The organism is Aeromonas sp. QDB39 (assembly GCF_027707585.1).
GTDB classification, from domain to species: Bacteria; Pseudomonadota; Gammaproteobacteria; order Enterobacterales; family Aeromonadaceae; genus Aeromonas; species Aeromonas hydrophila.
The window spans coordinates 78,625-100,194 of record NZ_JAPCIV010000018.1 but is presented as its reverse complement, the minus strand read 5'-3'; the positions used below and the strand labels follow the sequence as shown (position 1 = coordinate 100,194).

Annotated in this window: 19 protein-coding genes and 1 pseudogene; 13 read left to right on the top strand and 7 right to left on the bottom strand. The window is 62.6% G+C overall.

From position 1 onward, the window contains the following. Positions 1 to 110: 110 nt before the first annotated feature. The 3 genes from PG899_RS12500 (at position 111) to PG899_RS12490 (ending at position 6,306) form a co-directional block, all read left to right on the top strand. Positions 111 to 2,264 (top strand): S9 family peptidase, encoded by a 2,154-nt coding sequence (locus tag PG899_RS12500; protein ID WP_179101362.1) that lies wholly within the window; start codon positions 111 to 113, stop codon positions 2,262 to 2,264. Between the two features lie 415 nt (positions 2,265 to 2,679). After that, on the top strand, positions 2,680 to 3,651 hold the full coding sequence (locus tag PG899_RS12495; RefSeq protein WP_016349123.1) for a TAXI family TRAP transporter solute-binding subunit: 972 nt from the start codon (positions 2,680 to 2,682) through the stop codon (positions 3,649 to 3,651). A 102-nt stretch (positions 3,652 to 3,753) separates the two neighbouring features. Continuing rightward, positions 3,754 to 6,306 (top strand): TRAP transporter permease, encoded by a 2,553-nt coding sequence (locus PG899_RS12490; RefSeq protein ID WP_044798929.1) that lies wholly within the window; start codon positions 3,754 to 3,756, stop codon positions 6,304 to 6,306. Between the two features lie 190 nt (positions 6,307 to 6,496). Here PG899_RS12490 and PG899_RS12485 read toward each other — a convergent pair whose 3' ends face one another. Next, positions 6,497 to 6,637, bottom strand: a complete 141-nt coding sequence (locus PG899_RS12485; protein WP_016349126.1) for a hypothetical protein — start codon at positions 6,635 to 6,637, stop codon at positions 6,497 to 6,499. 188 nt (positions 6,638 to 6,825) lie between these two features. On the opposite strand from PG899_RS12485, the gene PG899_RS12480 reads away from it, so the two are divergent. Then, positions 6,826 to 7,452 carry a lysoplasmalogenase gene (locus PG899_RS12480; RefSeq protein ID WP_011704333.1) on the top strand — a complete coding sequence of 209 codons (627 nt, stop codon included), beginning with the start codon at positions 6,826 to 6,828 and terminating at the stop codon, positions 7,450 to 7,452. A 90-nt stretch (positions 7,453 to 7,542) separates the two neighbouring features. On the opposite strand, the gene PG899_RS12475 is transcribed toward PG899_RS12480, so the two are convergent. Together PG899_RS12475 and PG899_RS12470 are read right to left on the bottom strand one after the other, a co-directional pair. After that, complete coding sequence (locus tag PG899_RS12475; RefSeq protein WP_011704334.1) at positions 7,543 to 9,096, bottom strand: DHA2 family efflux MFS transporter permease subunit; 1,554 nt, start codon at positions 9,094 to 9,096, stop codon at positions 7,543 to 7,545. Further along, positions 9,096 to 10,148 (bottom strand): HlyD family secretion protein, encoded by a 1,053-nt coding sequence (locus tag PG899_RS12470; protein ID WP_011704335.1) that lies wholly within the window; start codon positions 10,146 to 10,148, stop codon positions 9,096 to 9,098. Before PG899_RS12470 ends, PG899_RS12475 begins: the two co-directional genes overlap by 1 nt. Positions 10,149 to 10,244: 96 nt before the next feature. Here PG899_RS12470 and PG899_RS12465 point away from each other — a divergent pair, with 96 nt between their 5' ends. Beyond that, complete coding sequence (locus tag PG899_RS12465) at positions 10,245 to 11,147, top strand: LysR family transcriptional regulator (RefSeq protein WP_024946229.1); 903 nt, start codon at positions 10,245 to 10,247, stop codon at positions 11,145 to 11,147. Positions 11,148 to 11,203: 56 nt separating this feature from the next. Next, positions 11,204 to 11,518, top strand: coding sequence for a putative signal transducing protein (locus PG899_RS12460; RefSeq protein ID WP_011704337.1), 315 nt, complete (start codon positions 11,204 to 11,206; stop codon positions 11,516 to 11,518). Between the two features lie 14 nt (positions 11,519 to 11,532). On the opposite strand, the gene PG899_RS12455 is transcribed toward PG899_RS12460, so the two are convergent. Then, a complete protein-coding gene (locus PG899_RS12455) occupies positions 11,533 to 12,816 on the bottom strand; it encodes a dicarboxylate/amino acid:cation symporter (protein ID WP_179101361.1) in 1,284 nt (427 codons plus the stop codon). 208 nt (positions 12,817 to 13,024) lie between these two features. Here PG899_RS12455 and PG899_RS12450 point away from each other — a divergent pair, with 208 nt between their 5' ends. Further along, on the top strand, positions 13,025 to 13,270 hold the full coding sequence (locus PG899_RS12450) for a YecH family metal-binding protein (RefSeq protein WP_143238964.1): 246 nt from the start codon (positions 13,025 to 13,027) through the stop codon (positions 13,268 to 13,270). 102 nt (positions 13,271 to 13,372) lie between these two features. Next, positions 13,373 to 13,972 (top strand): YhgN family NAAT transporter, encoded by a 600-nt coding sequence (locus tag PG899_RS12445; protein ID WP_010635400.1) that lies wholly within the window; start codon positions 13,373 to 13,375, stop codon positions 13,970 to 13,972. Between the two features lie 96 nt (positions 13,973 to 14,068). Here the strand turns inward: PG899_RS12445 and PG899_RS12440 are convergent, their stop codons facing one another. Further along, a complete protein-coding gene (locus PG899_RS12440) occupies positions 14,069 to 15,037 on the bottom strand; it encodes a LysR substrate-binding domain-containing protein (RefSeq protein WP_011704340.1) in 969 nt (322 codons plus the stop codon). Positions 15,038 to 15,310: 273 nt separating this feature from the next. Between PG899_RS12440 and tatA the strand changes: the two genes are divergently transcribed. From tatA to PG899_RS12425, 3 genes are all read left to right on the top strand, one after another. Next, on the top strand, positions 15,311 to 15,472 hold the full coding sequence (tatA, locus tag PG899_RS12435; protein ID WP_005308036.1) for a twin-arginine translocase TatA/TatE family subunit: 162 nt from the start codon (positions 15,311 to 15,313) through the stop codon (positions 15,470 to 15,472). 14 nt (positions 15,473 to 15,486) lie between these two features. Continuing rightward, a complete protein-coding gene (locus tag PG899_RS12430) occupies positions 15,487 to 15,789 on the top strand; it encodes a DUF406 family protein (protein ID WP_011704341.1) in 303 nt (100 codons plus the stop codon). Positions 15,790 to 16,014: 225 nt separating this feature from the next. Continuing rightward, positions 16,015 to 17,439 (top strand): lytic transglycosylase F, encoded by a 1,425-nt coding sequence (locus PG899_RS12425; protein ID WP_045528755.1) that lies wholly within the window; start codon positions 16,015 to 16,017, stop codon positions 17,437 to 17,439. A gap of 7 nt (positions 17,440 to 17,446) precedes the next feature. On the opposite strand, the gene PG899_RS12420 is transcribed toward PG899_RS12425, so the two are convergent. Further along, on the bottom strand, positions 17,447 to 17,593 hold the full coding sequence (locus PG899_RS12420; RefSeq protein ID WP_179101360.1) for a hypothetical protein: 147 nt from the start codon (positions 17,591 to 17,593) through the stop codon (positions 17,447 to 17,449). A gap of 77 nt (positions 17,594 to 17,670) precedes the next feature. Here PG899_RS12420 and PG899_RS12415 point away from each other — a divergent pair, with 77 nt between their 5' ends. Both PG899_RS12415 and PG899_RS12410 read left to right on the top strand, forming a co-directional pair. Further along, positions 17,671 to 18,924 carry a phospholipase D family protein gene (locus tag PG899_RS12415; protein ID WP_270697412.1) on the top strand — a complete coding sequence of 418 codons (1,254 nt, stop codon included), beginning with the start codon at positions 17,671 to 17,673 and terminating at the stop codon, positions 18,922 to 18,924. Positions 18,925 to 19,391: 467 nt separating this feature from the next. After that, positions 19,392 to 20,351: pseudogene (locus PG899_RS12410) on the top strand (IS1595 family transposase). Between the two features lie 89 nt (positions 20,352 to 20,440). Here the strand turns inward: PG899_RS12410 and PG899_RS12405 are convergent. Then, positions 20,441 to 21,559, bottom strand: coding sequence for a fatty acid desaturase (locus PG899_RS12405; RefSeq protein ID WP_270697411.1), 1,119 nt, complete (start codon positions 21,557 to 21,559; stop codon positions 20,441 to 20,443). Positions 21,560 to 21,570 lie beyond the last annotated feature (11 nt).

The following is a 21,570-nucleotide window of genomic DNA, read 5'->3' as shown; positions in this document are numbered from 1 at the left end:
TCAGGGCGCGGGAGAACTTGCAACTGAAGGCGACAAGGGGCAGATTGATCCCCTGTCCAAGGAGCCAAGGCTCAGGTCCGCCAACCCTTTTACAGCGCAAAGGATGCGACATGTTCACCTTTTCCCGAGGGCTTCTGCTGCTGGCTTGTCTGGCCGCCGTTCCCTGTTCATATGCCAATGATGAGTCCGCCATGCCCACAAGCGACACCCTGATCCAGCCTCCCGTGGCCGCCAAACACCCTCACGCCATCAAGAAACACGGGGATACCCGGGTCGACAACTACTACTGGCTGCGCGATGACGAGCGCCAGAAACCCGAGGTGCTGGCCTACCTCGAGGCTGAAAACGCCTACACCGACGCCATGCTCAAACCGATCAAGCCGCTGCGCGACCAGCTCTATCAGGAGATGGTCGCCCGCATTCCGCAGCAGGACGAGTCGGTGCCCTACGTGAAAAACGGCTATCGCTACCAGACCCGCTACGAGCCGGGCAAGGAGTACGCCATCTATTCGCGCAGCAAGCTGGGTGAAGAGGCTGCAAGCCTGCTGCTGGACGGCAACCAGCGCGCCGAAGGCCACGAGTTCTACGCCCTGGGGGCGCTCGAGGTGAGCCGCAACAATCGTTGGCTGGCGGTGGCGGAAGATTTCCTCTCCCGCCGTCAGTACCAGATCCAGTTCCTCGATCTGGAGAGCGGCAAGTGGGCCACCGACACGCTGGAGAACACCTCCGGCAATCTGGTCTGGGCCAACGACAGCAAGACGGTGTTCTACGTGCGCAAGCACCCCAAGACGCTGCTGCCCTACCAGGTCTATCGCCACGAGCTGGGCACGGATCCAGCCAAGGATCAGCTGGTCTATGAGGAGAAGGACGACTCCTTCTATGTGAGCCTCTACGCCACCACCTCGGAAGATTTCATCGTCATCGCCCTCTCCAGCACCACCTCAGGCGAGGCGCGTCTCATCGATGCCAACGTGCCGACCCAGGCGCCGCGGCTGTTCCTGCCGCGCCAGGTGGATCACGAATACAGCCTGGATCACTACCGCGGCCGCTTCTATGTGCGCTCCAACAAGGACGGCAAGAACTTCGGCCTCTACGAGACCAAGGAGAGCCCGGTGGATCGCTGGAAGGCGGTGATCGCCCCCAATCCGGACGTGCTGCTGGAGAGCTATGCCCTGTTCAAGGAGTGGCTGGTGCTGGAGGAGCGCAGTCAGGGGTTGACCCGGCTGCGTCAGGTCAACTGGCAGAGCGGCGAGCAGAAAGAGATCGCCTTCGACGATCCGGCCTATGTCACCTGGCTCGCCTACAACCCGGAGCCGGATACCAGCGCGCTGCGCTATGGTTACTCCTCCATGACCACCCCCTCGTCCACCTACGAGCTCGACCTGGACAGCGGCAAGCGCACCCTGCTCAAGCAGCAGCCGGTGGCGGGCTTCAAGGCCGATCAATATGCCAGCGAGCGGCTCTGGATCACCGCCCGTGACGGTGTGGCCGTGCCGGTGTCGCTGGTCTATCGCAAGGACAAGTTCAAGCAAGAGGGGGCGGGTGCGCACACCAATCCGCTGCTGGTCTACGGCTACGGCTCCTACGGTGCCAGCATGGACCCGGATTTCAGCAGCGCCCGGCTGAGCCTGCTGGACCGCGGCTTCGTCTACGCCATCGCTCACATCCGCGGCGGCGAGGAGTTGGGGCGCCACTGGTATGAAGATGGCAAGCTGCTGAAAAAGCAGAATACCTTCAACGACTTCATCGATGTGACCGAGGCGCTGGTGGCGCAGGGCTACGGCGCCAGGGATCAGGTCTACGCCATGGGCGGCAGCGCCGGTGGCCTGCTGATGGGGGCCATCATCAATCAGGCGCCCCAGCTCTATCGCGGCGTGGTGGCCCAGGTGCCGTTCGTCGACGTGGTCACCACCATGCTGGACGAGTCCATTCCCCTCACCACCGGGGAGTATGACGAGTGGGGCAACCCGAACCAGAAGCGCTACTACGACTACATGAAGGCCTACAGCCCCTACGATCAGGTCAAGGCGCAGGCCTATCCCAACCTGCTGGTGACCACCGGGCTGCACGACTCCCAGGTGCAGTACTGGGAGCCGGCCAAGTGGGTGGCCAAGCTGCGCGAGCTGAAGACGGATGATAACAAGTTGTTGCTGAGCACCGACATGGACGCCGGCCACGGCGGCAAGTCGGGTCGCTTCAAGGCCTACGAGGATATCGCACTGGAGTTCGCGTTTATTCTGGATCTGGCCAAGCCACAAGCATAAGTCACCACAGTTGCAGCCCTTGCCAGTCAAGGGCTGCAAAAGAATCTCCCTCCTCCCACTCTGTCTGCCGACGGGTAGCACATTCAATTAATCCCTGATCAGCAAATTAATGATCGGCTTCAAATTTCTCGTCATCCATATCCATCATTTTGTGTTTTTGTTTGATTTATGTTGGCGCCGTGTGCTTAATCGAAGCCGTTATGACTCTTTAATTGGCCCCCTCGGGGCCAATTATCTTCGGTTGGCATGACGCCGACTGTCTCACCACAGGATGCTGGTGGCTTTTTGGGGAACGTTCGCCGTTCACCCGCTTCCTCATATCGAGGTCATGGGCAACCGCCGACGCAGAACGGTGGTTTGTCCGGCATTCGCCCGTGGAACGGGCGAGCTGAATCAATCAAAAAGGATGAACAACATGAAAGGATTATCCCTGGCGTGTGCCCTGTCGGCTGTGCTGGCCGGCGTCTCGTTCGGTGGCCCGGTGCAGGCGCAGGAGCGCTTCGTGACCATAGGCACCGGCGGTCAGACCGGTGTCTACTACGTGGCGGGCCAGTCCATCTGCCGCTTCCTCAATCGCGGCGCCGCCGATCACCAGATCAAGTGCAACGCCCCGGCCAGTGGTGGCGGGGTGGCCAACGTCAACGGCATCCGCAGCGGTGAATTCAACTTCGGCATCATGCAGTCCGACCATCAGTACAAGGCGATGAAGGGGCTGCCGCCATTCCAGGCCGAGGGGGCCATGGACGACATGCGCGCTGTCTTCTCCCTGCAGAGCGAAGTGTTCACCATCCTGGCCCGCAAGGACGCCAAGATCGCCGGCTTCGACGATCTCAAGGGCAAGCGGGTCAACATCGGTAACCCTGGCTCCGGCCAGCGCGATACCTTTGAAGAGATCATGGCGGTTAAGGGCTGGAAGAAGGGCGACTTCGGCCTGGTCTCCGAGCTCAAGCCGGCCGAGCAGGCCTCAGCATTGGGTGACAACAACATCGACGCCATGAGCTACTTCGTCGGTCATCCCAACGGAGCCATCCAGGAAGCCTCCACCACCACCGACGCCGTGCTGGTCCCGGTCACCGGTGCCGACATCGACAAGTTGCTGGCCGAGAAGAGCTACTACAGCAAGGCCGAGATCCCGGGCGGCATCTACAAGGGCAGCGACCAGCCGACCCCGTCCATCGGCGGCAAGGCAGTGCTCTCCACCAGTGCCAAGGCCGATCCGGAAGTGGTCTATCAGCTGGTCAAATCCGTGTTCGACAACCTGGATCGTTTCAAGCGCCTGCATCCGGCCTTCGCCGACCTCAAAGAGGCCGACATGATCAAGGTGGGTCTCTCCGCCCCGCTGCATGAAGGGGCTGCCCGCTACTACAAAGAGCGCGGCTGGCTCTGATAGCGGGCCCAAGGGCCGCTGTCACTCTCTTCGACACCCGTCTGCCGCAGCCCGTGGTAGCGGGTGTCGTGTCGTTGTACTCGTTGGCACAAGTTAACCCCTATGCAAGATAAACAACTCTCTACCGAGGAACTGATCGCCCAGGATGTGGGGGCGCGTCTGCCGCTCGGCATCATGGGTGGGTGCATCACCACCCTGGCGCTCGCCTGGTCGCTGTTCCAGCTCTGGATCGCCTCGCCCCTGCCCTTCATGCTGGGCTTCGGCGTGCTCAATGACACCGAGACCCGTGCCATTCACCTCACCTTCGCCCTGCTGCTGGCCTATCTGGTGTTCCCGGCCTTTCGCCGCTCGCCGCGCGACCGGGTGCCGCTCGGCGATCTGGCGCTCGGGCTGGTGGCCGCCGGCGCCGCTTCCTATCTGTTCGTGATGTACGAGGCGCTGGCCCAGCGGCCGGGCAACCTCACCACCGCCGATCTGGTGACCGCCTGCATCGGCATCCCGCTGCTGCTGGAAGCGGCCCGCCGTGCGCTGGGGCCGGCCCTGGCGGTGATCGCTCTGGTGTTTCTCGCCTACAGCCTGGCGGGGCCCTGGATGCCGGGCCTGCTGGCCCACCGCGGGGTGAGCTTCACCGCGCTGGCCAACCACCAGTGGATCACCACCGAGGGGGTGTTCGGTATCGCCCTCGGCGTCTCCACCAGCTTCGTGTTCCTGTTCGTGCTGTTCGGTGCCCTGCTGGAGCGGGCCGGTGCAGGCCACTACTTCATCCAGTTGGCCTTCAGCCTGCTTGGCCACCTGCGCGGTGGCCCGGCCAAGGCGGCTGTGGTGGCCTCTGGCCTGACCGGCCTCATCTCCGGTTCCTCCATCGCCAACGTGGTGACCACTGGCACCTTTACCATTCCCATGATGAAGAAGGTGGGGTTCAGCGCCGAGAAGGCGGGGGCGGTGGAAGTGGCCTCCTCGGTCAACGGCCAGATCATGCCGCCGGTGATGGGGGCCGCGGCTTTCCTGATGGTGGAGTACGTGGGCATTCCCTACGTAGAGATCATCAAGCACGCCTTCCTGCCGGCAACCATCTCCTACATAGCGCTGCTCTACATCGTCCATCTGGAGGCGCTCAAGCTCGGCATGCAGCCCATCGGCGACCATCAGCCCAAGCCCTGGCTGCGCCGGTTGACCGGCTTTGCCTTTGGCGCCGCCCTGATCAGCGGGCTGTCGATGGCGGTCTACTACGGCCTGGGCTGGCTCAAGCCGGCGCTGGGCGACTATGCCCTGCCCGGCATCGCCCTGCTGCTGGCCGCCACCTATCTGGGGCTGTTGAAGATTGCCGCCAGCAATGAGCCACTGGCGGCGGAAGATCCGGACAAGCCGCTGACCGAACTGCCCAACACCCGTACCGTACTGCTCTCCGGCCTGCACTTCCTGCTGCCGGTGGTGGTACTGGTGTGGTGCCTGATGGTGGAGCGGCTCTCGCCCGGGCTGTCGGCCTTCTGGGGCACCGTCATGCTGGTGATCATACTGCTGACACAGCGGCCGCTGCTCAACTGGCTGCGCAGCGATGGCCGGCACGATTACGGCTCCCTGCAGGACGGCTTGATCGATCTGCGAGAGGGGCTGGTGGCCGGCGCCCGCAACATGATCGGCATCGGCATCGCCACCGCTACGGCGGGGATCATCGTCGGTGCCGTCTCCCAGACCGGGGTGGGCCTGGTGCTGGCGGATCTGGTGGAGATGCTCTCCATGGGCAACCTGCTGCTGATGTTGCTGCTGACCGCCCTGCTGAGTCTGATCCTCGGCATGGGGCTGCCCACCACCGCCAACTACATAGTGGTCTCCAGCCTGCTGGCGCCGGTGGTGGTGACGCTCGGGCAGCAGAACGGACTGATCGTGCCGCTCATCGCGGTGCATCTGTTCGTGTTCTACTTCGGCATCATGGCCGACGTGACGCCGCCGGTGGGGCTCGCCTCGTTCGCGGCGGCGGCCGTCTCCAAGGGCGATCCCATCAAGACCGGCATCACTGCCTTCTACTACAGCCTGCGCACCGCGGCGCTGCCGTTCCTGTTCATCTTCAACACCGACCTGCTGCTGATCGACGTGGACTTTGCCCACGGGGTGCTGATCTTCATGGTGGCCACCGTTGCCATGCTGATCTTCGCCGCCGCCACCCAGGGTCATTTCCTGGTGAAGAGTCGCTGGTACGAGAGCGTGCTGCTGTTGCTGGTGGCCTTCACCCTGTTCCGCCCCGGTTTCTGGATGGACATGGTGCACGATCCCTATCGCGAGACGCCGCCGGCCCAACTGGCCCAGACCCTGGGCGAGGTGGAGGCGGAGAGCACCCTGCGGCTGCGGATCCAGGGTGAGGATGCGGTGGGCAAGCTGCGTCAGTCGACCGTGCTGCTGGCGGTGCCGGCAGGGGAGGACGGGGAAGCCCGCCTCGCCAGCCTGGGGCTCGCGCTCTATGAGCAGGATGGCAAGACCCTGATCGACAGCGTCACCTTCGGTAGTCCGGCGGCGGCCGCCGGCATGGAGTTTGACCAGGAGATCCTGGTGGTCAAGGCCCCCACCGAACGCTGGCGCAAGGAGCTGATGTGGCTGCCCGGCTTCCTGCTGTTTGCACTGATCGTCTGGCTGCAACGGCGCCGGGTGGTGCGAGCATAACCAGGGTCAATAAAAACGGCGCCATCATGGCGCCGTTTTCATGCTCCCCGCTGGGGGTTTATTCTTGCGGATCCTGTTCCTGCAGCAGGTTCAGGGTCTGTTGTCCCACCTGGCTCAGGCCAAGCTGCTCGCAGGCTTGCTCGACGCTGATGCCTAGGTGGCACACCATGATATCCATCACCGGGAGGGATTATTCCTGCGGATCCTGCTCCTGCAGCAGGCTCAGGGTCTGTTGTTCCACCTGGCTCAGGCCCAGCTGTTCACAGGCTTGCTCGAAGCTGATGCCAAGGTGGCACATCATGATATCGATAGCGGGCAGATAGTTTTTCATTGCGTCTTCCATGGTGATCCTCCGGACCCGTCCCTTATGCCCGAACAGGGTGGGCGGGACAATTAGACTTTAGGCGTAGACTGCTCGTTTGCTGAGCGCCTCTGCCACTGGGCGGGGGAATTTGTTACTCTGCTTGTCAGCAAGAAGATGTTGCCGTATGACTGCGAGCAACACGTGAGGAGCAGGGCATGTTATTGAGTTTCTTGATCATCGCATCGGGCTGGTGGCACATTCGTGCGGCCTATGGCTCAGACTCCCGTCAGTTCTACATCAGCAAGCCGTTGACCATGCTGCTCATCATAGCGCTGGCCTTCGGCTATCAGAGCTATGACCACGACGGTTCCCACGCCTGGATCCTGCTCGGTCTCTGCCTGTCGCTGGCCGGCGACGTGCTGCTGATGTTGCCGAGCGACCGCTTCATCCAGGGGCTGGCTGCGTTTTTTGTCGCGCACCTCTGTTACATCGTCGGCTTCGCCCAGGGGCCGCTGGTGCTGAATCTGGTGGATGGTCTGCTGTTGCTGCTGGTGGCCGGCATGGTGTTCGGCCTGCTGTGGGGCAAGCTCGGGGAGATGAAGGTGCCCGTGTTCTGCTACATGCTGGTGATCATCGGCATGGCCTGGGTTGCCGCCGGCGCCTGGCATGCCTCCCTCACCGCCGGCAGTGCCGCCGCCCTGGTGGGTGCGCTGATGTTCCTCTTCTCCGACAGCATGCTGGCGCTGGACCGCTTCCGCCGCCCCTTCCCCCATGCCACCGCCTGGGTGATGACCAGCTACTTCGCTGCCCAGTTTCTGATTGCCGCCTCGCTGGCGGGGTGACTGTGGCTGAGTTGTCTCCTCGCCAAGGGGAGTGCGCAGACAAAAAAACGGGCCATCAGGCCCGTTTTGCTATGCCATTCCCACCGTTTTTCACGCCTCGAGTGGTTCGGCATCGGCTGCCCTGGGGGCGGGCTGCTTGAGCAGCAGCATCAGGCCGCTGGCGAGCAGCAGGAAGATGCCCATTACGAAGAACACCTGGTTGTAGGCCATGATGGCCGCCTCCCGGCTGATGGTGTTCGACAGCATGGCCTGGGCCTGCTGGCGGGCCAGCTCGGGACCGGAGCCCTGCGCCATCATGGTCTGGGCCAGCTGCAGCAGGTAGCTCTGTCCCTCTATGCTGCTGGCGGCCAGGGTGCTGCTGATCTGGCTGACATGGATGCGGGTGTCGTTGTCGATCAGGGTGGCGATGATGGCGATGCCGAAGGCACCGCCCAGGTTGCGCAGCACGTTGAGCAGGGTCGAGGAGGAGGGGATCTCGTCGTGGGTCAGGCTGGCGGTCGCCACCAGGGAGAGCGGCACCATGATGAAGGGCTGGCCCAGCGCCCGCACGATGAGCGACTGGATCAGCTGGGGCCCGGCGTAATCCGCGCTCATGTTCATGTTCATGAAGCAGCTGACGGCGAACACCAGAAAGCCGAAGCTCACCAGATAGCGCGGATCTATCTTGTGGGTCAGTCTGGGCACCAGCGGCAGTACCAGCAACTGTGGCAGCCCCATCCACATCAGCACCTCACCGATTTCCAGCGCGTTGTAGTTGTGGATCTGGGTCATGTAGAGCGGCAGCACATAGATGGAACCCATCAGCGCCATGCCGAGCACCAGATAGGCGAAGCAGGCCAGCGCGAAGCGCGGGTTGTGCAGCAGCCGCAGGTTGACCAGCGGGTGGCGCCGCAGCAGCTGGCTGATGACGAAAAACACCAGCGCCACCACCGAGATGACGGTGAGCCGCACGATGAAGCTGGAACCGAACCAGTCCTCCCGGTTGCCCTCTTCCAGCACCACTTCCAGCAGGCCCAGTCCCACCGCCATGGTGACGATGCCGATGAGATCCACCCGCTTGATCACCTCCCAGTCCACCGGCTTCTTGTCGAGCCCGTGGGCCAGCATGGCCATCACCAGTAGTCCCGGCGGTACGTTCATGTAGAAGATGTAGTGCCAGGACATCTGCTCGGTCAGCCAGCCGCCCAGGGTCGGCCCGATGGCGGGGGCGAAGGTGGCGCACAGGCCGAACAACGCCATGCCGGTGGCCCGTTTGTGCAACGGCAGCAGGCTGACGATGAGGGAGAAGGCCATCGGGATCAGGGCCCCGCCGGTGAAGCCCTGCAGCGCCCGAAAGACGATCATGCTGGTGAGGTTCCAGCTGAATGAGCAGAGCACGGAGGCGACGATGAAGGCGCCGGTGGTCCACAGCAGGTAGCGCCGCACGCTCAGCCCCCGGCTCAGCCAGCCGCTCAGCGGGATGGCGATCATCTCCGCCACCAGATAGGAGGTGGAGATCCAGGAGCTTTCGCTCAAGGTGGCCGACAGGGCCCCCTGAATGTCCTTCAGGGAGGCGTTGGTGATCTGGATGTCGAGGATGGCCATGAAGGCGCCGATGAGGCCCCCCATGACCGCGATCCAGTTGCGACGCGGGATGGGTTCCATCAGTGGGCCGCAACCACGGGATCAGGACTGCGGGTGTCGACGATCACCTCGGTGGAGAGGCCCGGCAACAGCTTGCCCGCCAGCGGCCCCGGCTCCGGGATGCGGATCTTGACCGGCACCCGTTGCACGATCTTGGTGAAGTTGCCGGTGGCGTTCTCCGGTGGCAGCAGGGCGAACTTGGCGCCGGTGGCGGGGGCCAGGCTGTCGATGATCCCCTCGACCGGCTGATCCGGATAGGCATCCAGGATCACCTCCACCTTCTGGCCGGGCTGCATGTGGAGCAGCTGGGTCTCCTTGAAGTTGGCTTCGACCCACACCTGCTGCAGCGGCACCAGGCTGGCCACCTGCATGCCGGACTGGACGTAGAGCCCCGCCCGCAGACTGCGCTTGCCGATGATGCCGTCGGCCGGAGCCCGCAGCTCGGTATAGGCCAGCTCCAGCTTGGCCTGCTCCAGTTGGGCGGCGCTCAATGCCAGCTTGGCCTGGTTCTGCTTGGCCTCGGCATCCAGCACCAGCAGCCGCTCGCGGGCGGCCTGCAGGGCCGCTTTGGCCTCCTGCTCCTGGGCCTGATTGACCTGCAGACCGGCCCGTACCTCGTCCAGGCTGTCCTGGGAGCTGTAGTGGCGCTGGTTGAGCTGGCTGACGCGGCGCACCTGTTGCTGGGCCCGAACCTGTTCGGCATTGGCCGAGCTGACTTTGGCTTCGGCCTGGCGAATGAGGCTCAGCTGCTGGGTGCGGGTGGCGGCGAGATTCTCCGCCGTCGCCTGATTGAGGCGCAGGTCGGCTTCGGCCTCGGCCACCTTGGTCTTGTACTCCCGGTCGTCGAGGCGGGCGATGAGCTGGCCGGCCTTGACCGGCTGGTTGTCGGTCACCAGCACTTCGCTGATGTAGCCGGACAGCTTGGAACCGATGCCGGTGACCTCGCTCTGCAGGTAGGCGTTGTCGGTGCTCTCGAAATAGCGGCCGTGCAGATACCAGTAACCGGCAAACAGCAGACCGAGCAGGGCCAGGATCATGGCTGCCAGCAGGGGGATCTTCTTGTGTTGACTCATGTGGGGGATTCCTGAACTTAAGAGAGGCAGGCTAACACTGGCCGACTGTTTCGATTAGTATCCATTTATGAGATATACAGTTTCACTGGTGCAACAATGGATCTGAACGCTGCATTGATTCTAGTGCGGATCGTCGACAAGGGTTCCTTCACGGCGGCCGCCCAGGAACTGGGCATGACCAAGGCGACGGTGAGCCGGCGCATCGCCGAGCTGGAGCAGCGCCTCGGCGTGCGGCTGCTCTACCGTTCGACCCGCCAGCTCACCCTGACCGAGGCCGGCGAGCAGTACTATCTGCGCTGCAGCAAGGCGGTGGACGAGCTGGCCCAGGCCGAGCTGATGGTGAGCGCCAGCCAGCAGGAGGTGACCGGCACCCTCAAGCTGGCGGTGCCCATCGAAGCGGGGCAGCTGGTGGTGGGCAGGCTGGTGGCGGAGTTTCTGCAGGCCTATCCCGGCCTGCAGGTGGAGCTGGAGCTGACCAATCGCATCGTGGATCCCATCAACGAGGGGCTGGATGCGATCGTGCGGATCGGCGACATGAGCGACTCGAACCTGGCGGCGCGGCGGCTGTGGAGCAACGCCCGCCTGATCTGTGCCAGCCCGGCATACCTGGCGCGCAGCCCCGCCATCACCCATCCCGAGGATCTGGTGCATCATGAGCGGGTGGCGGTGACCAGCGGCTTTCTGGCGTCGCACTGGTGCTTCGAGCGGGATGACAGGGAGGTGCTGGTTGACCCTCCCTCCCGCTTTCGGGTTAATAATATAACCTGTGCCAGAGAGGCGGCGAAGGCCGGGCTGGGGCTCGCCTCCCTGCCCGCCATGCTCTGCCACGAGGAGCTGGCGAGCGGGACCCTGGTGTCCGTGCTGCCCGAGTGGCAGCAGCCCAGGGTGCCGATTTACCTGCTGTTTCCGGAGCGGCGGCTGATGCCGCGAAAATTGCGGGTGTTCATCGACTTCATCGTGGCCAAGGGGGCCGACTACGGCATCGATACTCTGCTGTAGCCGGTCAGAGGCGGTGCCGTGGTCACGGCATCGTGAGTGAATCTGAGGGGGAAGACATGGATCACTGGATCAATCTGTATCGGGCTTCCCATTCGCTGGAGGCCCATGCCCTGAAAGGGGCGCTGGAAGTGGAGGGGGTGCCGGTGCGGCTCAATGGCGAGGCGCTGTCGGGCGCCCTGGGCGAACTGCCGGTGGACCTGCTGCAGGTGACCCTGATGGTGCGCGAACAGGATCGCAGCAAGGCAGGGCGGGTCATCGAGCGCTATCAGCAGCGCCAGGGCAACGGCTGGCTGTGTGGTCAATGCGGGGAGGAGAACGGCGCCAACTTCGATGTCTGCTGGCGCTGCCACCACGATCCCCACGAAAATTAATCGCTCGCCCTGCCTCAGCGCAGGGTGAAGTCGATGTCCTCGCCCGCGCTGGCGTCGTGATAGGTCGCCAGATCCAGCTCCCGCTCGCTGCGGGCAATCAACACGGATACCAGAATATCGCCGGAGACGTTGACCGTGGTGCGCGCCATGTCGAGGATCCGGTCGATCCCGGCGATCAGTGCCACCCCTTCCAGCGGCAGTCCCACCGCGGTCAGCGTCAGCGTCAACAGCATCAGGCCGGTGCCCGGCGTACCCGCCGTGCCGATGCTGGCCAGGGTGGCGATGCTGATGATGGTCAGGTAATCCACCATGTGCAGATCCACCCCGAAGGCCTGGGCCACGAACAGGGCGGTCACCCCCTGATAGAGCGCGGTGCCGTCCATGTTGATGGTGGCGCCGATGGGCAGCACCTTGGCGGTGATGGCGGGAGAGACCCCGAGCCGGCGCTCGGCGCAGGCCAGGCTGATGGGCAGGGTGCTGTTGCTGGAGCTGCTGGTGAAGGCCACCGCCTGGGCATCGACGATGCTCTTGAAGTAGTGCAGCGGATTGAGGCGGGCCAGCAGGAGCAGCAGGCTGCTGTAGACGCCGAGCACGTGCAGCAGGCAGCCGAGGTAGACGGCGCCGATCACCTTGAGCAGCGGCAGCAGCAGGCTCATGCCGTACTTGCCGGTCATCCAGGCCATCAGGGCGCAGACGCCGTAAGGGGCCAGCGCCATCACCATCTGGGTCAGCTTGAACATCCCCTCCGCCAGCGAGGTGAAGAACAGGATGGCGGGGCGGCCGCGCCGACCGGTGGCGTTGAGGGCGAGGGCGAGGGCCACCGCGAACACGATCACCTGCAGGATCTTGCCGTCCACCATGGCCTGCACCGGGTTGCGCGGCACCAGGTGGCTCAGCACGCTGGCCAGGGTGGGGGACTCCGCCATGCCGACCCGCTCATAGGGCCCCATGTTGGCGCCCATGCCGGGCTCCAGCAGCCAGCCCATCATCAGGCCGATGCAGATGGCGACGGCGGTGGAGCAGAGGTAGAGGCCGATAGCCTTGCCGGCGATCCGATCGAGGGTCTTGCCCTTGAGCAGCGAGGTGAGGCCGGCGATGACCGAACAGAAGATGAGGGGCACCATCAGCATCTGGATGGTGTTGACGAACAGCACGCCGATGGGCTTGAGCAGCAACGCCTGCTCGCTGAAACCGGCGCCGAGCCCGATCCCCGTCAGCATGCCGAGCAGGGTTTTCAACCAGAGCGGGCGGCGGGTCCAGATCCGCCAGGGCTTGAAAGCCAGTCCATGGAACAGCATGACGCCAATGTCCTTATATTCGGTCTGCGGTGGCAAAAAGGGGCGTTAGTGTAGCCATCCCCTGCTCAGGTTGCCACATTATCGACAAAGCCGCGGCCATCACCAGTACGGACGCAGGGAAATCGGCAATTTGTTGGCCTATATCAAGGTCGTCGGCAGTGGGGCAGGATTTAATAGGCATCAAATATGTCTATTCAAGAGGTTTGCAATGACTCAATCGGTACACGGTCACGAAGTGATGGAGATGATGCTGGCGCATGGCGGCCAGTTTACCCGGGCCAGCCTCAAGCAGGCCATCGACGAGCGCTTCGGCGCCGAGGCCCGTTTCCACACCTGCAGCGCCAGCGAGATGGATGCCGAGGCTCTGATCGACTTCCTGGCCAAGCGCGGCAAGTTCATCGAATCGGAGCAGGGTTTCCAGACTCATGTCGACAAGATCTGCAACCACGGTTGATCCCCGCCGGCGAGCGCCCGCCGTGCTCGCCGAATCCCGCCGCCTTTGTTATATTTCGCCCTCTTTCCCCTCCTTTTGTTGAAGGCTTAGCCTGGGCGTTGTATGGACACTTTCTCCGCTGCCGTCATGTTGTTTCTGATCATGGATCCGCTGGGCAACCTGCCGGTCTTCCTGTCGATCCTGCGTCATATCGATCCCAAGCGGCGCCGCAAGGTGATGATGCGGGAGCTGCTGTTTTCACTGGTGATCATGATGGCCTTCCTGTTCGTCGGCCAGCAGATCCTCAATTTCCTCAACCTGCGGCAGGAGGCGGTCAGCATCGCCGGCGGCATCATCCTGTTCCTCATCGCCATCAAGATGATCTTCCCGAGTGAGGGCGGAGTGACCGGGCTGGCCGCGGGTGAGGAGCCCTTCCTGGTGCCCATGGCCATCCCCATGATTGCCGGCCCCTCGATCCTAGCGTCCTTGCTGCTGCTGGCCAACCAGGAGCCGACCCGGATGGCGGACTGGTCGCTGGCGCTGTTGATGGCCTGGGGCGCCAGCGCGGTGATCCTGATGTTCTACGAGGTATTCAACAAGCTGCTGGGTGAGCGAGGACTCACCGCGGTGGAGCGTCTGATGGGCATGCTGCTGGTGATGATCTCGGTGCAGATGCTGCTCGACGGGGTGCACCACTACCTGGCGGTAACCGGTCAGAACTGACCGGCCAACAGAAAAGACACGGGGCTCGACGAGCCCCGTTTTTTTGCCTGTGATCCGGCGTTGTGACCGTCAGGGTCTTTCGGCCCGGTACTGATATCAGGACGGTTCGGCAGCAGTGGGCTCCAGCTTGCCCATGATGAGGGTCAGCAGGGTTTCCCGCAGCCAGCGGTGGCCCGGATCCTCCTCATGGCGCTGATGCCAGATCAGCAGGTGGGAGATGCTGTCGAGGGCGATGGGCAGCGGCAGCGGCACCAGCGGATAGACCTGGGTGGCGTGGCGGGCGTAGAGCCGGGAGAGGGTCACTATCATGTCCGAGTGCATGCCCATCCGCAGCGCCGCCTCGAAGGAGGGCACGGTCGCCTCGATGCGGCGATAGAGATCCTGCTCCGCCAGCTTGTGATCCAGCATCCAGCGATCGCGCCCCTCGCAATAGGTCTGCACGTGGGGATAGGCCAGGTAGCGGGTGAGATCCCACTCGGGTTCGTGCAGGGCGGGGTGGTCGTGCTGCACCAGGCAGGTCAGATCGTCGATGGCGAGCAGCCGCTGGCAGATGGCGTTGGGCAGGGTGTCGAGCCGAAAGTCCGAGTTGATGCAGTTCTCCCGCACCGTGAAGGCGATGTCCACCTGACCCTGGCTCATCTCGGTCAGGCTGTTCTCGGTCCACTCCTCGTAGCGCAGCCGGATGCCGGGGGCCTGCCGTTTCAGCTCGCTCAGGTAGAGCGGGGCGAACAGGGTGAAGGCGCTGTCCATGCTGGCGATGACGAACTCTCGCTCGGTGGTGGTCGGGTCAAAATCCGGTGGCTGGATCAGGTTGTCGAGCGACAGCAGGATGGGCTGCAGTTGCTGCTGCAGGCTGAGGGCGCGAGCGGTGGGTTCCAGCCCGTAGGCCGAGCGCACGAACAGGGGGTCGTCGAAGGTTTCCCGCAGCCGGCCGAGCGCCTTGCTGACGGCAGACTGGCTCAGGTGCAGCCGACGGGCCGCCCGGCTGCCGTTCCGCTCTTCCAGTAATACTTGCAGGATAATCAATAGATTGAGGTCGATGCGCCCCAACTGTTCCAGCAACATGATATGAATCCTCTTCAATTCTTAGATGAATTTATACCATTTGTTTTCATATCTAGGCGAATTTATGCTCGAAACGTCTCTCGCCTTCGATGGCGGCTGGTACAGGATGTAGTGGTTGAGGGGACAAGTAGCATCAAGCAATACGGCGACCCTGGGTCGCCGTATTTTTTGAGTGATTTATTTGCAAACTTGCACCTGTCTTGATTTTGCCCAACAATCTTTGCGCCTTCTTTTGATACAAACAATCGGTATCTATCAGTCAGGAGTATCCCTATGGGACTCGGTGGAATTCATATCTGGCATTTGTTGATCCTGCTCGTCGTCGTGGTCGTGGTGTTTGGCAGCAAACGCCTGGCTGGCGCCGGGGAAGATCTGGGCACCGCCATCAGGGATTTTCGCAAAGCCTTGCGTGACGATGAATCACAGCCGAAATAAGTGGGAGTTGAATGATGTCCGTAGAAGAGAAAGTGGAATTGAACGAGACCTGTGACAGCTGCGGCTGTTTCGCCGAAATTGGTACCATCATCGGCGAAGGTGACGATGTGATGGAGCTGGTGATCGAGGCCGCTGCAGAAGCCGATGCGCGCGCCAAGCTGGCCGCCTACGAGGCGCTGGCCAAGCAGGTCACTGCCGAAGCTACAAGCAGCAGCGAACTCAGTCAGGGCGCCAACGGCGTGATCCTGAAAGCCCGCCTGCAATTCACCTGCACCGCCGAAAAACTCATTTTCGAGATGCGTGCCCGCTCTATCTGAGCCTGCTGATGACACGGCAGGCTTGCCTGCCGTGTTGACCCTTCTGCTGTGGGTCCGCGTTCTATAGTTAGTTATCCCACAGACGGTTTTGCCCGACGCGAGTCGGCCAACAGAAGGCGATCTCATCATGGTTCAGCGCTGGCTCTTCGCCATTTTCCCCACCTTTGTTCGCCATCCGTTTGACGAGCACCCGCTCGCTTCGAAGCAACCGCAGGCGCTTGCATCATGAGACGGCGCTGGCTTTGGGGTCTGCTCGCTCTGTGTGCGCTGCCGCTGCTGGCAGCGGATCTCAAGCCGCAACGGCTACCCCAGCCCGGGGATCTCGCCAGCATATTGCAAAAGAAAGAACTCAGGGCCCTGGTGGTCTATGAGCGGGGTTTCTTCTTCTTCGACAAGGGAGCCCAGCACGGCATCCTGGTCAACCAGCTGCAGGGGTTCGAGCGCTGGCTGAATCAGACCTACCTGGCCAAAGAGAAGATCAAACTCAAGATCATCTACATCCCGGTGCGCCAGGACAAGCTGCTGGACTACCTCACCGAGGGGCGAGGGGATCTGGTGGCCGCCAACATGACGGTGACGCCGACCCGGCGCGAACAGGTGACCTTCTCCAACCCGGTGATCGCCCCCATCGAAGAGTGGGTGGTGAGCCAGCACAGCCTGCCGACCTTCAACCGCATCACCCAGCTCTCCGGTCGGCGGGTCTGGGTGCGGGCCAGCTCCAGCTATTACGAGAGCCTGCGCCAGCTCAACTGGCTGTTTCGCGAGTTGGGGCTGCCGCCCATCTATATCGAGACGGTGCCTGAATATCTGCAGGACGGGGATCTGCTGGAGATGGTGGCGGCCGGCATCATACCGCTCACCGTGACCGACAGCTTCAAGGGGCGGATCTGGCTCGGCATGATCAGCGGGCTGCGGGCCCACAAGCTGATCCCGCTGCGAGACAACGGCCGCAGCGCCTGGGCCCTGCGCAACAACAGTCCCGAACTGCTCAAGGCGGTCAACGACTATCTGGCCGATGCCGGCAAGCGCACCCTTTACAGCGACATGGCTTTGCGCCGTCTGCTGGCGCGCAACGACCAGATGAGCAACATACTGGCGCCGGATCCGCTGGGCAGGCTGTCGACCATCCGCAAGGTGCTGGAGCAGCAGGCCGACAAGTACCGGCTGGACTGGCTGATGCTGGCGGCGCTGGCTTACAAGGAGTCGGGGCTCAATGCCAACATCCGTTCCGAACGGGGGGCGGTGGGGATCATGCAGCTGTTGCCGAGTACCGGTGGCGAGGTGGGCATTCGCGGCGCCCGGCTTGCCAGTCTGGAGGGCAATGTGGAGGCGGCTTGCCGCTATATGCGGCTGATCCTCGACACCTATTTCAATGATCCCAAGCTGGATGTGCTCAACCGCCACCTGTTTGCGCTGGCGGCCTACAATGCCGGCCCGAACCGGGTACAGGCGCTCAGGGCCAAGGCCGAGGCCGCCGGGCTGGATCCCAACGTCTGGTTCGGCAACGTGGAGCAGCTGGTGGCCAATGAGGTGGGCCAGGGGCCCATCAACTATGTCAGCACCATCTACAAGTACTATGTGGCCTACCGTTTCAGCCTGCCCCAGCTGGAGGGCAAGGCGGCCGCCATCGAGGCGGTGGCCCAGCCCTGACGTCCTGCTAGTGTGGTTGGGCGGGCGGGGCGAAGGGCTGCCAGGCCTGATCCCTATGTTGCAGATACCAGGGGGCCAGCTGGCCGCTCGGCGAGGGATTCGGCTCACTGACCTGCGGTCTGTGACTGATGGCGGGGCGATCCGTGAGTTCCATGGTAAATTCCTTCATCCTGTTGCTACGAGGCCCTTAGCCAGCGTTATGCCATTTCCTCATGACAGGCGGATGACGCCATGATCCCCGCTGAATTCGCTCTGATAGACCAGCCCGAGCTGGCGCTCAAGCTGCGCTGTCAGCTGATCCGCGGCGCCAGAAGCCGGATCCAGGCCCAGTACTACAGCTGGGAGGAGGACAGCAGCGGCAAGCTGCTGTTGTCCGAGTTGCTGCATGCCGCCCGGCGCGGGGTGCGGGTACAACTGCTCATCGATGACCTCTATGCCGGCGACAACCGCTTTCTGGAGATGGTGGCCCATCAGCCGGGCATCGAGGTGCGCCTGTTCAATCCCTTCTGGCTGCGCGGCTGGCGACCGCTGACCCTGCTGCTGGAAGGGCTGCTCAGCTTTCGCCGCATCAATCACCGCATGCACAACAAGCTGCTGCTGGTGGACGGCAGTCAGGCGGTGATCGGCGGTCGCAACATCGGGGACCGTTACTTCGGGCTCGGTGGGGCGCCCCAGTTCGTCGATCTGGATCTCGCCTGCCGCGGCCAGCTTTGCCAGCGGGCCGAGCAGGGGTTCGATCAATTCTGGCGCAGCCGCTGGAGCCACCCGATCCGCCGTCTGCTGCGGCGCCCGTTGCAACGGGCCGAGGTGCAGGTGGTGAACGACTTTCTGCTGACCATTAACGAGCCGCAGGTGGCGGCCGTCTATGACCTGCCTGCCAGCCTGTTCGACCCCGAACCCGTCCCCCTGCGCTGGCATGCCGGACAGGCAGAAGTGTGGTTTGATCGACCGGGCAAGGGGCTGGTATCTCGACCCACCACCGCACGCCTGCTTTGGCGCAAGCTGGCCGACAATCAAGGCACGCTGAGTCTGGTCACCCCTTATCTCATCCTGACCCGGGGGCTGCGCCGCCGGCTCAGGCAGCAGCGGCAGGCGGGGGTGAACATTGACATCCTGACCAACTCCCTGGCCAGCACGGATGTGCCGCTGGTGTACGGCGCCTATCGCCGTCACCGCCCCTGGCTGATACGGCAGGGTATCGCGCTGTCGGAGCTGGAGGGGGAGTCGCTCAGTCTGCACGCCAAGTTGATCCTGGTGGGGGAGGAGGAGGCGCTGCTCGGCAGCTTCAATCTGGATCCACGCTCTCTGCTGCTCAACACCGAGCTGGTGCTGCATCTGGCTTGTCCCGCATTGTGTGCCGAGTTGCAGCAGTGGCTGGCGACCTGGCAGCAACGCTCCTCCCACTCGGTGGCGGCCCCGCCCTCCACCCTGCGCCGCCTGCTGGCCAGGGTCAGTGACTGGTTGCCGCTGCAGCGCTGGCTATGAGCGGGCCGAGCGTGTGCGAGATCTCGCAAAGCCTTGTGCGCCTTCGAGGATAACGTTTGCCATCCTATGACGATGAACTGGTTTATCGTATTGTTTTTAATCAGATTGTTTTTTGGCGAAAGTTCCATGAAGGGTTGCGGCTTGCATACATGGGCGCATAAAACGGTTTTTTATTTTATTTATCTGCGTAATATTTCAACTGCAAGGACAACACGGTGGCTTGCCGCCGTGCGGAAGAGGGTCGTGAAGGGAACTGGCCGACTGGATTGCTCCAGCAGGCACCTGCTTCAGATGGGTAGCGGAAACTCAGGAAACAGGAGCAGAGCCCGGCAGGACCGGATTCCAATATGGAACATGCTATTTGCGAGGGGGTGACATGCGAGTGTCACCCCATTTTTTAGGCTAAGTCCCAGTTATGTGTTGAAAGGCTAACCTTGAAGTAGGTCATCACCTTGGGGGCCTCCACCATGGATACCCAAGCCTTTCAACAGCTACTGTCCCTCTTCCCATTGCTCACTTTGCGTCAGCGTCGTCTCGCTCAACATGAACTCACCACCCCTCACCCCATCACCTCGTTGGCCACTCAACTTCCCGCATGCCAATGCTGCCCTCACTGCCAGGCCGAGGCCACACAACTGGCTCCCTGGGGCTGGTCTCGAGGGCTGCGCCGTTATCGCTGCAAGCAGTGTTTGCGCACCAGTTCCGTTCTCACCAACACCCCCTTGGCCAGATTGCGCAAGGCCGCGTGCTGGGAAGATTATGCACAGGCCCTCATCGACGGTCTGGCCGTCCGACAAGCCGCCCTCCGCTGCGGGGTCTGCAAAAACACCGCCTTTTTGTGGCGTCACCGTTTCCTGAAGGCCATGGCTAGCCACCAAGCAGTAAGGGAGGAGGGCATCGTCGAGGTCGATGAGACCTTCTTCCTGGAGTCATTCAAAGGACAGCGCGGATTACCCCGCCCCGCCCGGCCCGCCATCGTGGCGGCAAAGGCCGTACCCGAGGCACAGGGCCGGATTACATCCCGGTGATGGTGGTGCAAGACCGAGCAGGCCATCTGGCCGATTTTCAGTTGGAACAGCTGAATGCCAGGGCAGTGAAGGCGGTGCTTGAGCCGCTTATAACCCCGGATGCCGTCCTGTGCAGCGATGGTGCCGGGGTGTATGCGAGTTTCAGCGAGGGACTGGGGATAACACACCAAGTGGTGCGCAATCGAGCGGGTGGTGGGTGCATATCACATCCAACATGTGAACGGGTACCACAGGCGATTGAAGGAGTGGATGGAGCGGTTCCATGGGGTAGCGACCCACTATCTGAGGAATTATCTGGGTTGGCGAAGGATGTTGGAGCGCTATGGGCGGGAAGTGAATATCTCACGTTGCTTGCATGAGGCGCTGGGGCGCCCCATGCAACACGTAATTGGGACATAGCCATTTTTTATGGCTCGCTGTCTGAGTAGCGCCCAGAAAAAGACCGCCGATTGGCGGTCTTTTTCTTTGTTAAGCCCGACGTTCCAGGGTCAGGCGATGCCGGCCAGCAGTCGGCTCCAGTTGCGTTTGGCGGCGATGAAGGCATCGTGCAGATTGCGATACTCCAGTTGCAGCTTCAGTTGGTCGTAGCGGGCCAGTGCCTTGCGCTTGCGCTGCTCCAGCAGGCGTTTGCGGCTGGCGTAGTAGTGCTGCAACTGCTGGTTCAGCTTGTCGTACTCCTCCTGCAGCAGGGCCTGCCACAGCTCCCTGTCATCCTGCTTGCGCAACTTGGCCTGGGCCCGTTTCAGCTGCATCTCCAGCCTGGCCTGCTCGATCCGCTCTTCCGGACAGGCGCGCAGATCCCGGGTCAGCCCGCACCAGGAGGCGCTGCGGATCAGCCATTTGGTGGGATCGAACTGCCACCATTGGATGCCGTTGCGATAGTCGTTCTCGAACAGGTGATGAAAGTTGTGGTAACCCTCGCCGAAGGTGAAGAAAGCCAGGATGCCGTTGTCCCGTGCGCTGTTGCGGTCGGTGAAGGGCTGGCTGCCCCAGATGTGGGCCAGCGAGTTGATGAAGAAGGTGGTGTGATGAGTCATCACCATGCGCAGTACCCCGGCCAGCAGCAACATGCCGAGCAGATCGCCGTGGACGAGCCCCAGCAGCAGTGGGATGCCGATGTTGGTGGCCAGGGTCAGCGCCAGATAGTGCTTGTGCTGGAAAACGACGATGGGGTTGTTCTGCAGATCCCGCACATTGCTGTAGTCGTGATAGGTGTCGCCCTGATATTCACGCAGCATCCAGCCGATGTGGGAGTACCAGAAACCGCGTCCCGCGCTGTAGGGATCCTGCTGGTTGTCATCCACGTGGCGATGGTGACGACGATGGTCGGAAGACCAGTGCAGGGCCGAGTTTTGCAGGGCGAGGGCACCGCCGATGGCGAAGATCCACTGCAGGATCGGGTGTGCCTTGTAGGCCTTGTGGGACCAGAGCCGGTGGTAGCCGGCGGTAATGGAGATGCCGCAATAGCAGAACAGCAGCAGGAAGCTGCCCCACTGCCAGAGGTCATAGCCATGGGTCATGCCGTACCAGGGCACGGCGATCAGTGCAGTCAGCCCGGAGAGGGCAAAGAGCAGGGTGTTGGTCATGATGATCGGGGGGCGTTCCATCTCACTCGGTT